13 protein-coding genes and 1 pseudogene are annotated in these 11,079 nt (G+C 47.1%); 6 read left to right on the top strand and 8 right to left on the bottom strand.

Translation table 11 applies throughout. The features are described 5' to 3' along the window. On the top strand, nucleotides 1–412 hold a 412-nt coding region (locus EAO33_RS03725; protein WP_456237263.1), incomplete at its 5' end, for a portal protein. Here EAO33_RS03725 and EAO33_RS03720 read toward each other — a convergent pair. Both EAO33_RS03720 and EAO33_RS09040 read right to left on the bottom strand, forming a co-directional pair. Next, nucleotides 409–666: a type II toxin-antitoxin system YafQ family toxin gene (locus EAO33_RS03720; protein ID WP_120945113.1), complete on the bottom strand. Its 258-nt coding sequence runs from the start codon at nucleotides 664–666 to the stop codon at nucleotides 409–411. The two genes, EAO33_RS03725 and EAO33_RS03720, sit on opposite strands and share 4 nt — an antisense overlap. Continuing rightward, complete coding sequence (locus tag EAO33_RS09040) at nucleotides 656–805, bottom strand: hypothetical protein (protein WP_162982196.1); 150 nt, start codon at nucleotides 803–805, stop codon at nucleotides 656–658. The genes EAO33_RS03720 and EAO33_RS09040 overlap by 11 nt, the downstream gene beginning before the upstream one ends. Before the next feature lie 80 nt (nucleotides 806–885). On the opposite strand from EAO33_RS09040, the gene EAO33_RS03715 reads away from it, so the two are divergent. From EAO33_RS03715 to EAO33_RS03700, 4 genes are all read left to right on the top strand, one after another. Then, a complete protein-coding gene (locus EAO33_RS03715; RefSeq protein WP_120945111.1) occupies nucleotides 886–1,104 on the top strand; it encodes a hypothetical protein in 219 nt (72 codons plus the stop codon). Nucleotides 1,105–1,115: 11 nt separating this feature from the next. After that, the gene (locus EAO33_RS03710; protein ID WP_120945110.1) at nucleotides 1,116–1,745 is read left to right on the top strand and encodes a hypothetical protein; all 630 of its coding nucleotides are present in this window, start codon (nucleotides 1,116–1,118) and stop codon (nucleotides 1,743–1,745) included. Next, nucleotides 1,745–3,361 carry a hypothetical protein gene (locus EAO33_RS09430; RefSeq protein ID WP_235853038.1) on the top strand — a complete coding sequence of 539 codons (1,617 nt, stop codon included), beginning with the start codon at nucleotides 1,745–1,747 and terminating at the stop codon, nucleotides 3,359–3,361. The genes EAO33_RS03710 and EAO33_RS09430 overlap by 1 nt, the downstream gene beginning before the upstream one ends. A 187-nt stretch (nucleotides 3,362–3,548) precedes the next feature. Beyond that, nucleotides 3,549–3,926, top strand: coding sequence for a hypothetical protein (locus EAO33_RS03700; protein WP_120945108.1), 378 nt, complete (start codon nucleotides 3,549–3,551; stop codon nucleotides 3,924–3,926). Between the two features lie 174 nt (nucleotides 3,927–4,100). Here EAO33_RS03700 and EAO33_RS03695 read toward each other — a convergent pair whose 3' ends face one another. The 3 genes from EAO33_RS03695 to EAO33_RS03685 are packed head-to-tail and all read right to left on the bottom strand — an operon-like array spanning nucleotide 4,101 to nucleotide 5,932. After that, nucleotides 4,101–4,502 carry a hypothetical protein gene (locus EAO33_RS03695; protein ID WP_120945106.1) on the bottom strand — a complete coding sequence of 134 codons (402 nt, stop codon included), beginning with the start codon at nucleotides 4,500–4,502 and terminating at the stop codon, nucleotides 4,101–4,103. Between the two features lies 1 nt (nucleotide 4,503). Further along, a complete protein-coding gene (locus EAO33_RS03690) occupies nucleotides 4,504–5,442 on the bottom strand; it encodes a polymorphic toxin type 50 domain-containing protein (RefSeq protein ID WP_162982195.1) in 939 nt (312 codons plus the stop codon). Further along, a complete protein-coding gene (locus tag EAO33_RS03685; protein ID WP_120945102.1) occupies nucleotides 5,342–5,932 on the bottom strand; it encodes a phage head morphogenesis protein in 591 nt (196 codons plus the stop codon). Before EAO33_RS03685 ends, EAO33_RS03690 begins: the two co-directional genes overlap by 101 nt. A gap of 538 nt (nucleotides 5,933–6,470) precedes the next feature. Here EAO33_RS03685 and EAO33_RS03675 point away from each other — a divergent pair. Next, complete coding sequence (locus tag EAO33_RS03675) at nucleotides 6,471–7,112, top strand: hypothetical protein (protein ID WP_120945098.1); 642 nt, start codon at nucleotides 6,471–6,473, stop codon at nucleotides 7,110–7,112. A 23-nt stretch (nucleotides 7,113–7,135) separates the two neighbouring features. Here the strand turns inward: EAO33_RS03675 and EAO33_RS03670 are convergent, their stop codons facing one another. The 3 genes and pseudogenes from EAO33_RS03670 to folP all read right to left on the bottom strand — a co-directional run bounded on the left by EAO33_RS03670 (nucleotide 7,136) and on the right by folP (nucleotide 11,054). Beyond that, nucleotides 7,136–8,545, bottom strand: coding sequence for an L-serine ammonia-lyase (locus EAO33_RS03670; RefSeq protein WP_120945095.1), 1,410 nt, complete (start codon nucleotides 8,543–8,545; stop codon nucleotides 7,136–7,138). Nucleotides 8,546–8,559: 14 nt separating this feature from the next. Continuing rightward, nucleotides 8,560–9,808: pseudogene (locus EAO33_RS03665) on the bottom strand (aromatic amino acid transport family protein). Nucleotides 9,809–9,905: 97 nt separating this feature from the next. Beyond that, entirely contained in the window at nucleotides 9,906–11,054 is a 1,149-nt protein-coding gene (folP, locus tag EAO33_RS03660; RefSeq protein WP_120945093.1) for a dihydropteroate synthase, read from the bottom strand. Nucleotides 11,055–11,079: the final 25 nt, after the last annotated feature.

The following is an 11,079-nucleotide window of genomic DNA, read 5'->3' as shown; positions in this document are numbered from 1 at the left end:
AGAGAGTAAGGACGAGAGATTTAGCCATTGGAACGAACTCTTAAAGGTAATTGGACCTATCCGCCCCGATCTCTTGCCCGAGTTATTGCCCTTGATGTTGAAAGACATGGACAGCCCCATTAGCGCGGATGTGATGGAGATCATCACCAAAGCCCAGCAAGCCCAAGAGCAACAAGCCCAAGCGCAAGCCCCTTATAATGAACAACTCCAAGCCCTAGAATTGCAAAAAATCCAAGCCCAGATACTAGAGTTGCAAGCCAAAGCGCAGAAGTATAGCCAACAAGGCGCATTAGTGGAGGCGCACACCACTAGCGAGGAGTTAAGCCAAGTGCAGGCGATGCAGGGGGGGGAATCTAAGCCACAGGGCTCTAAGTGGCAAAAATACCCCAGCGCGCACCATTTAGAGGCTTAGGCTTTAAAGATGTCGCTATGAGACCCCAAGCGCACTAACTCTAAGATACCACCGACATGGCGATAAATGAGCAATAAGTCGGGTTTAACATGGCATTCCCTAAATTCCTTAAACGCGCCTTTTAAGCGGTGATCGCACGCGCTTGAGGGTAGAGTTTCGCGCTTGATTAACAGGTATAGCATGTGGACTAATTCCACACTCAAACCCACGCGCTTTAAATCCTTTTTGAATACGCGGGTTTCTTCAATGCGCATACCCGTTTTTTTCTAAGGCTTCTTGTAGGGCTTGCAGGCTTTCTTCGTTGAGTTCTAGCGCGCTTTCTAGGGCTTGCAGGACGCTTAAGCCCTTGGATTCAAGCAGTTGGATTAAATTATCCGGGATTTCTACCAACATCATCACTCCTTTTTTACATTCTATCTTTTAACCCTTGAAATTCTTGTTAGTTTTTGCTTTTATTGGCAAAAAGGAGAAACATGGCTTTTTACATCCACTTTGACAAGGACAAAATAATCTACAAATTTGGCAGTATCACTAAGATGGCAAAGGCTTATGGCTATAACGCGCGCACTCTTAGATACCGCTATGGGAATAGACACATGCCCATAGGGCATTTTCAAGACTCTATCGAGCCGCTTAAAAATATGGCAAGAGATGGCTATATCAGCTTTAGCCACAAAGCCCCCACATCTTAAAAGGAGTGAACATGGACATCAGCGCGCAAGAAGAAGAAATTTTACAAGCCCATGAAGAGCGTTTGCAATATGTTTTAGTGGAAGGGCAAGAACAAGACGCTAAGGGGACTTGCCAGCCAAATAGGTTTTACGCGCTCATTGAGGACAACGCCATTAGCGATATTTTCAAGGGAGAGGATTTGCCCAACTACAACCCCGAGCAGTTAATGGTGTTAGAAATTCCCCAAGACCAAGAGGCTTATTATTGTGTGGGGCTGAAATTGCAGGAGGGCAAATTAGTTCCTATGAGCTTGGATCAGGCTAAGCAACGCCAATTAGACCTAATAGACGCGCTTTTTAGCCAAGATTTAGGACGCATGCACAGCGCGCACATTCCTTTAGGCGAGGTGTTGACTTTTGAAAAGCAGTACCAAGAAGCCATCACCACTGACCCCACAATTCCCACCCCCTTCATAGACGCGCTAGCCCTAGCTAGGGACGAACCTAGGGCGATCTTAGTTAAAAAGATCATCAACAAGTACGAGGCTTATAACAAGGCTTTGACAAAGCTTTTAGGCTACAGACACCGCCTAAGACGCGCCATAAAAGAGGCTAAGAGTGTGCAAGAAGTCCTAAACATAGAGTATAAAAGTCCCCTTTAATGCCTTTAATTGGCAACAGGGCAGACCCTAAGTATAAGGCTTTTGTACACAACCACCGCGTGTATTTGCAGGATGTCTACACCAAGTACAGGGATGACTACCAGCTAGATATTAGCGATGGGATACTAGAAAGACAAGCGATGCTAGCGGCTAAAGCCGAAGCCGATGGGCATTTCCAAATCTTTGAAGATGCGTTTAAGGGGGGTAACTTATTTGCCTTCATTGGGGCGATTTTGGAGGCGATTTTTAGCATTGTGGCAGGGGTTATTATTTCTGTATTTAGCTTTGGGGTGGGCACACCCGCCGGGATTGCTACCATCACCACGGGAGTAACTAGCGCGCTTGCTAACATTGTTGGCACGATCACTAGCTCTATTTTCAAGGATTACGCCAGCAACGCGACCCAGTTTGATCAAAGCTCTATAAGTGGGTTTAGCGCAGGCGCACAGCTCATTAAGCAGAACCTAGCCCTAGAGAACACCCGGGTAACTTACGCGCTCATTTACAACCCTTATGCTATTTTCCCAGAGGGGAGCATTTACAAGGATGAAAACCCGGGCACTCTAGGCTATAGAGCGGGGCTAGAAGCCCCTAATTGCATGAAGGGGATTTTAGGGACTAAACAGCCCAACCTCTTTGCCGAACAGATCAATAACAGCGCGCACAGACACAAGGCGGGGAATGCGTTTTACGACCCGCTCAAATTGCCTTTTCCTACTAGCGATTTTGCCTTGAATAGCCAGCGCACTAAAGAGGCGATGCAAGCCAATTTAAAAAAGCGCATTGCGCAAATACAAGAGGGCTTTTCTATGTTGGTGAGCGAGAGATTTGGGGCTTTTGACACGCAAGTGGTTGAAAGACTCTTTGAGCACCACCAGCGCAAATTTATCCGCCCTATGATCGATCAACTCAATAGCCATGACTTTTTAGAAAAGATGAAATACTACCCCCGTGGGCATAGATTGCCCTTGTTTGGAAAAATTGCCTATCCGGATAAGTTGGATTTACCCAGTGAAGATCAGGTTTACAACAAGCGCACAGGGGAGGTTAAAGTGGTGATCAAGGAGGGGATTAAAACCTACACGCACAAATTCGGGTATGATGGAATAATGACTTATTCGCACCTATCTTACACGCGCGAGGAAACACAGCACCAAGGGGGGAATAATGGTATGCAGACTTCTACCACAAGGGAGCAGGTAGAAATGGATTTAAGCGAACACATAGGCGACACCATTATTCTCCAGCGCGCACAAATAAAAGACTTGCCTAGCAAAAGCCCACAGGTGTGGCACTATGAAAACATTAAGGACGATCAAGAAGAATTAGACAAGCTAGAGCCGGATTTTTTGATGCAATTAGAGGACGCTTACCACGCCTATATCGTGGAATTGTGGCAGTGCTACAAGGTTACTTCTTTTGCGAGTTTTAAGACTAAAAGACCCTATGCGCAGGCTCTAGCCTACGCGCAAGAGAGGGGCATAGACTTTAGCAGGGCGTTTTTCCGCTCAGAGGGGGAAAACTTGAGCGCGCAGGAAAAAGAACGAAATAGCATTTTTACAAGTTATATAGATAGTTTAATCTTTGAGGAAGAAGCGCAGCTTTTAAAAGTTTAACCCCAACTGGTGCGCTTGGTGCGCAAGCACCCAAATAACTTAAATTTGGACGCTATGCGTCCAACACACAGGATGCGTATTAATGCGTGTTTAAGATCCACGCCTTGCGTGTTTTTAACTTAGGTGTGTGGGTGCTATGCACCAGCGCGCCAATCGGGCGCGCACCAAACCACCAAAAAGGACAAACATGGAAATTGACAACGCCACCCAAGCCATCAAACTCAGAGAGAGTCTAGAGGAAGAAAGTAGCGCGCGCATTTTTGGCGCGTTAGAATTAGTGGAACAATTTGAGAAATTCAAACTCAACTTAGATGCCTATAAGAGTCGTTTTGGCGCGCTAGAGGCGCGTTTTGGTGCGTTAGAGGAACGCACCCAAGTGGTAGAAAAGCTCTTAGAAAGCGTGCAAAAGGCTTTAGAAAGTGTGGTGAATAACGCTAATAACGCCAATAGCGCTAATGTGGACGCTGAACCCAAGAAAACGCCCAAAAAACGCGCTCTAAACACCGCCACAGACTTAAGTGAACCCCTAGTGGTGCCCAATGAAGCGCAAACTAGCGCGCCATAGCCGCGCCTTTGGGGCTCAAACATCCCACTCACTTAAGTTATTTGGGATTCTACGCCCCAGCGCACGATATGGGGCTACGCCCCAGCGCGCAGTGGGGGTTTAAATGTGCCCACTCATTCCACGCTTTAATTTCTTTTAGCAGTGGGCGCGCGGGGTTTAAGCGCGCACACTTGACTACTTCTTAAAATTAGGGTCTTGAAAGCTAGGCTTTTTTAAAAGCTCTATGTTGGCAAGCCCGCGCGCCTTTAAAGAATAGATGCCCGGGGTGTTTGTTCTTAAAGCTAGCGCGTCTTCTTCTATATCGTTTAAGGGGTTTTCAAACTCACAAAAAACAAACCAGTCCTTAAGTTTGATCATCTTCTGTGCGCCTATAATTTCCTTGATCTCGCTAGCGCGTAAAGAATAATGCTCTCCTTGATACACCACGCCTAAACAATCCTCATCCCCTTCAGGGACATAAGAATAGCTATTGATATAATACGCATAGTAAAGCTTAACCCCCTCCCACACATCGCCGTTTACAAAGATGATCTTTAGGGGGTCTTTATATTGATCCATATTAGGCAAGTGTTTCACTCTACTCCTTAATTTTCACAGGAACCATATGAATCTCCCCTTTGTCATTCCAGTGTAGTTTACTTTTAAACGCCTTAATAGATTCTTTGCTATCCATGGGCATCACAAAGCCCTCAAAATTAGGGTGGCTAATGATGCCATGTTTATTCCATGCGCTCTTATTTTTGGTTAACTCAATGCGCAAACTCTGTTTAATCCACTCTCTGATTTGTTCAATGCTAGGCATTTGCTTATAGAAACTTCTGCCTTGTTTATACCCCTGTGTGCCTAAAATGTGGCGTTCTTGCTTCTTGTCTAATTTCAAAAGCCCCACAAGTTCTATCAATGTGTTTTGAAGTCTTTGTTTAAAAAGATGCGCGGGGTCTTGCACAAGCTTTAACTTCTCCAAATTCAGCTTTAAAATTTTCCACCCCTCTTTTGCCACCGCGATCTTAGAGTGCTCCAGCCCCACTAACTCCCCTCCTTTTAAGCGCAAAGCATACCACCTTCCTAGCTTTTGCCCTACAATTATACTCTTATCTTGATCCAAAGCGCTATAGAGGGGCTCTAAGAGTGCCTCCCCGGCTAGATAAAAATCAAAGAGATCGCTTTTAGAGTGTAGGGTCGATGCTTTGAGCGTGACATGGGGGCTTAAAGCCAAATCTTGCGCCACTTGGGGGCTTAAGCTAGCAAAACGCATACTAGCATTAGGGTTTTTAGATAGTCTGATCAAGGTCTTAAAGCGCGCTTTTTTGGCGCTGATGTCTTTTAAGAGATTTTTTAGCAAGCTAGTGGCTTGGGGGTTGTGGGCGTATTTTTGTAATTTGGTGTTGAAGAATTGGGCTAGGAAATGGTAGACATTAGCCTCGTATCCCGCGCGCCCATGTGGTAAGTCTTGTTGGCGTGGGTTTAAAGCCCCGCGTTTTTGCCCCAGCGTGCGCGCTGGACGCGTAGCGTCCATCATTGAGTTTCTCTATCTTCTCTTTAGAGCTAACCTTCAAGCCTTTTCTCTCTAATTGTCTTTCACTCCACATTTGCAACTCACAGCGGCATCCCCAGTCTAGCGGGGGGGTGTGGGTTTGCCAAAAAGGATGCTTGCGGGGCAGAATGATCTTATCAAACTCTAAATGCCGCGCTCTATCGTCATGGCGGCTATGAAACTCATAATACCACCCATCCCCATCGCTAGAGTCTTCAATGGGCGGCGCGCTCTCATAGCGCAACATTTTCCCCTTGGTATTGGCGTAAATCAAATTGTAGTTAAAAATGCGCTCTTTGCGCTTTTTATCCAAGTCGCTTAACAAGTTGGGGTTAGCCTTGAGAAATTGCGCGTAACTTTGCCCCTTAGCTAGGGCTTTTGAAAGCGCGCTTTGGTAGGCCACTAGAGTGTCGATTTTGCTCAGCGCGCTAATGCACTCGCCATAATGGACACTAAGCGCGCCTAGGCGCACTCTAGTCCTCCTTAAAAAGTGGGCAGATAAGCGTTGGGTTTACGCGCTACTACCGCTAAAGTGCGCGGGGGTTTTCACAAAACATTAACCAAGTTGATCATTGAGGGCTGATTTTTCTCTGCTTGCTGATTAAGGGCACTGGTATCTCAAGCCTCTTTGATTACCCCACGCGTTTGCGTGCGCGTTTTTTTTTGGCACTCTTGCGGGACTATTGCATGTTAACATAATAATGAGTGTAAGATTCACAAGTGAGATTTTAGGCATGTATAGAAATATCTCAAAATCTCTTAAATTAATCTATAAATCCATTAATCTTTGTGTGCTATGATCTTTGTGAGCCTTTTTAGAACAAGTGGCTTTTGCGCTCCAAAGATGGGGGCGCGTTTTTGGGGGTTTCTTTTTGTCAAGAGGCTTTGGTGCTTCTTGGCTTTTTTGCCTTGACTAGGCATTGGTTCAACGCTCTGTGCGCTGGCGCACTCGCAAGAAGGGGTGGCGATGATGTCGTATGCCATCCCGACAATAAAATAAGGAAAACACGATGAAAAAATCTATCTTAGCTCTCTCTTTGCTTGGCTCTCTTTGCTTGGCAGCACCTAGCCACAGCCCTAAAGACTTTGTGGTCGCGCAGGGCGCAAGCTTTAGTTGCCATTTTGGCGATAAAGCCATTCCAGAGGTGAACGGGCAAATCTCTTGTGTGGTGGCGCAGAATGTCAAAGACGCGCGTGGAACGGTGCTCATCAAAAAAGGCACAGCTTTGCATGGTGTTTACCAAATTGTTTCTGACATGACTCCTAACATGTCAAAAATGGTGATCGCTTGGCAAGAAGCAGGGAAAAAACCCAAACACGAGCACAAAGGGGTATCGGCTAACAATGTGGCTAGCGATCCTTGCTTTATTAACCAAATGCCAAACTTTGTTTCTGTTGTTGACAATGTTTTGGTGAATGCCCCCACTATGCAGGCTCTCAAAAGCGGAAAACCTAGCCCCATGCTCTTTGATGCCAAGATTCTCAACCAAATCGTGAGCGCGGTGTCCAGCTTCAAGACTTCCCATTCATCCCATCAAGAGCCCCAAGTTAAAGATTTCCAAATCTTTAGTATGCACCCCATCGTGGTCGCCAAGACAGAAATCAAAGGGACTCCCTCCGCCCAAAAAATCTTTGGTGTCAGCCATCTTTAAACAAGGTTAGCACACCCCCTCCCCTAGCATCTAGGGATGTGCACATTCACCGCTAAACCCCCTAGTGAGGTTTCGCGGTATTTGGAGTCGATAGACTTACCCACCTGCAACATGGTTAAGATCACTTCATCAAGACCTACTTTGGCTTGGTAACCATCTTCTAGAGCCAAGCGCGCGGCTGCTACGGCTTTGATCGCCCCTACGACATTTCTTTCAATGCAAGGGATTTGCACCAACCCCCCCACTGGATCGCAAGTGAGTCCCAAATGGTGTTCCATCGCAATTTCGGCTGCGCTTAAGACTTGGTGCACTCCACCCCCCATCACAAAGGCAAATCCAGCAGCCGCCATAGAAGAAGCCGCCCCCACCTCAGCCTGACATCCTGCTTCTGCCCCACTAATAGAGCCATTTTTTTTGTAAAGATAACCCACCGCACAGCATGTGAGTAAGAAATTGACAATCTCTTCTTGGCTCAAGGGTTTGATGTGGTTTTGGCAATAGAGTAACACAGCAGGCACAACCCCACAAGAGCCATTGGTGGGCGCGGTAACGACTTTATTACCACAGGCGTTTTCTTCGCTAATGGCGCGCGCATACATGGTCATGTAATCCATCACGGCTAGAGGGTCTTTAACATCGGCGCGTTTAGCCATGCGCTCTTGGATATTAGGTGCCAAGCGTTCCATGCCAATGCACCCAGGGAGGCGTTTGTCCTTAGCATGCACCCCGCTTTCATAACAGGCTAACATGGCTTCATAGACTTCTAGGCAATAACCGCGCGCGTAGTCTGGACCAAATAGCGCGCTTTCATGCTGGGCTACGATATGGGCGATATGGCAATGGTGCGTGGCGCATAGGGCTTCTAATTCCTTAGCGCTATTGAAGTCAAAAGGGGTGTGTTTGGCGTGGGCGGGGCTGGATTTTCTATGGCTCAATTCCTCTTGGGTGTAAATAAACCCCCCCCCTGTGGAGTAGTAGGTTTCTTGGATCAACTCCTGCCCCTGCGCATCAAAGGCGCGCACCACCATGCCATTTTCATGCAAGGCTAACGCCTTGTTCTCAAAGAGAATATCACGCCCGAAGTCAAAGGGAATATCATGGTGCTGGGCTAAATAGAGTTTTTGTTCTTTAAGCACTCTTTGGACGATCTGCTGGCGTTGCGCCACGCTCACTTTTCTAGCGCTAATCCCACTCAAACCCACTAAACAAGCTAAATCTGTCAAGTGCCCCTTACCCGTCAAAGCCAAAGAACCATGCAAGGTAACTTGGACGCGCGCCACGCGTTCCAACAAGCCTCGATCTTGCAAAAGCGCACAAAAACGCACGCACGCGTCCATAGGTCCTATGGTGTGCGAAGAGCTAGGACCAATGCCAATTTTAAAGATAGAAGTCATAGATTGGGCATAGAGCCCTTGTTGGGTTTGGATATCCATCTGTTCTCCTTTGATCACTTAACTATAAGACCGATGATCGCGTTGAGCACGGTCAACACCCCCACGATCAATAAAAAACCATCTACCCAAGGATTCCTAAAAGATTCCATGGAAGGCAATTTATACATCGCCACAATGGGTAGGATAAAGGTGATGGTCGCTAACGCCGGCCCGCCTAAACTCTCGATGAAACCTAAAATGCTTGGGTTGTAGTAAGAAACTAGAATAATGCTAATCCATAGAAACAAAGTTACGCTGACATCAATTTGCTTGTGGCGGCTAGGGCTAAGTTTCTGCTTAAAAAAGCTTTGCACCACCAGCCCCTTAAGCCCCTCTTTAGCCCCATAGTAATGCCCAAAAAAAGAAGTGCTAATGGCTAAAAAACGCCACGATGGGACCGGTGTAGCCCACAATGGGGTTATCTAGGGTGTTAGCAAAATAGCTCAAAATGGGGATATTTTGCTCTCTAGCCTTGATGAAGTCGGCGGGTTCTAGACAGAGAATACAAGAAAAGACAAAGAACATCACAAAAAAGAGCAAAAAGGAAGTGTTGAGTAATTCTATTTGGTTGGTTTTAAAGTGCTTGAGCTCCCCATAACGGCGTTCTATAGCTTGGGCGAAAGTGGAGATGATCGCGCTGTGGTTAAAAGAAAAGACTAGGACGGGTAAAGTGAACCACAGCGCTGCAAAAAAGCCCCCAAAACCCGGAATTTCCTTTAGCATCGCGCTTTTCCAATAGGGGATGAGATAAAAGGAAAACAAGAGCAAAATCAGAGCCATCGGGTAGACTAAGATATTGGCGATGCGCGTTACCACAGTGGTGCTAAAGATCATCACAAAGATCATGCCACTCACCAAATGTTCGGCTAGAAAAAAGCGGTTGTGCTCAAAGTAGTGCAAACCAAGCTGGTGGGAAAAAAAGGATTCGGCGGTGTTGGTGATCCCCACCCCATAGGCTAGGCAGATCGGGTAAAAGGTAAAAAAGTAGATGAAGGTGATGACAAAGCCGGCATTCTTGCCTAGATAAGTAGCAGCATGGGTGATGTCGTGGTTGCCTATGGCGTTGACAAAGCGCGCTAGTGCCCGGTGGCTAAGCCAAGTCATTGGGAAACTTAGGATCGCCATCACCACCACAGGCCAAAAGCCATGCGCGCCCGCCTTAATGGGTAGGAATAAAATCCCCGCCCCGATGGCGGTGCCAAACATAGACCACATCCAACGGATGTCAAATAAATTGAGCGATTTGCCCTTTTGCTCTGCCATCATAATCCTTTAAAATAGATAGTGGCATGCTAACAGATTTTGCCTAAGTCCCATGCAAAATTGCGTGCGATCCCCCCTTGTGCGCGCCCAATGCTTATTATGGTAACTTGGTTGTTTGCAAGGCTTGGTAGATTTTGAGCATGTCCAAATGGGCTTGGGTGTCATGCACGCGCAAAAGGCTAGCCCCATGTTGCAAAGCCACTAGGTGCAAGGCTAGGCTACCTGCCAATCTTTGTTCCACCTCCCTAGCGCAAATTTCTCCCACACATTTTTTGCGACTCGCCCCCACGAGTAGGGGGTAACCAAAGCGCAAGAAATGTTCCAAATGCCCAATGAGCGCTACATTATGCGCGGTGGTTTTATTAAAGCCAATCCCCACATCTAAGATAATGTCCTCAATTCCATATTCCTGCAAACGCGCTAGTTGCGCGCTAAAGAACGCGTCCATCTCTTCAAACAGATGGGTATAGGGGGCAAAGCAATCCATATCCATGGGCACACCCAAAGAGTGCATCAAGATCACCTTAGCGCCATAGCGTTGCGCCACCAAGCACATCTCTTCGTCTCTAAAACCATTGACATCGTTGAGGAGTTGGAATCCACAACCAAGCGCGAAATCCGCGCTTTTAGGGTTGTAGGTGTCTAGGCTAAATAGAGCGCGCTGGGTGAGATTTTGGGTTTTAATTTCTAAACAAATGTCTTTCAAGCGCGCGATCTCCTCTTGGGGGCTCACACGCGCGCTAAAGGGGCGTGAGCTAGCCGCTCCGATGTCAATGTAGGGGATTTCTTGTTCTAGATACTTGTAGATTGTTTCTAGGGCTTGGCGCGTGTTGTGGCGGCTATGGGGGTAAAAGCTATCGGGAGTGAGGTTGATCACACCCATGAGCGCGGGCGTTTTAGGATAACTAGCCTGCAAATGGGTTTGGAGCGCATGCGCTAGGCGTTTGAGCCCAAAGGCTTGGGTGGCGCACTTGGCGCGCAAGCGTTCTAACTGATCGGTAGTGCCAACTAATAAGCAAGTGTAATGACTTTTTTTAGCCAAGATGCAATCTTTGGGGGTGGCTAATTCCGCGCCCACGCGCAAGGCTTCTTGTTTCAAGCTCAGAGCAGCACTCAAGGGCAAATTAGTGATTTTGAACGCCAAGAGCTGGGCTTTTTGCGCCATGATGGCTTGCCCGGTGGGGTGTGGACCGATATGCTCTAACTCTAGGGTAAAATTTTGCGGGTGCATGCGTTCTAAAAACATGATCTTCCTTTTAATCTAGCGAGTA

Origin of the sequence: Helicobacter labacensis (genome assembly GCF_003660285.1) — a bacterium.
In the GTDB taxonomy this organism is placed as follows: Bacteria; Campylobacterota; Campylobacteria; order Campylobacterales; family Helicobacteraceae; genus Helicobacter; species Helicobacter labacensis.
This window is presented reverse-complemented; position numbering and strand designations above follow the sequence as displayed.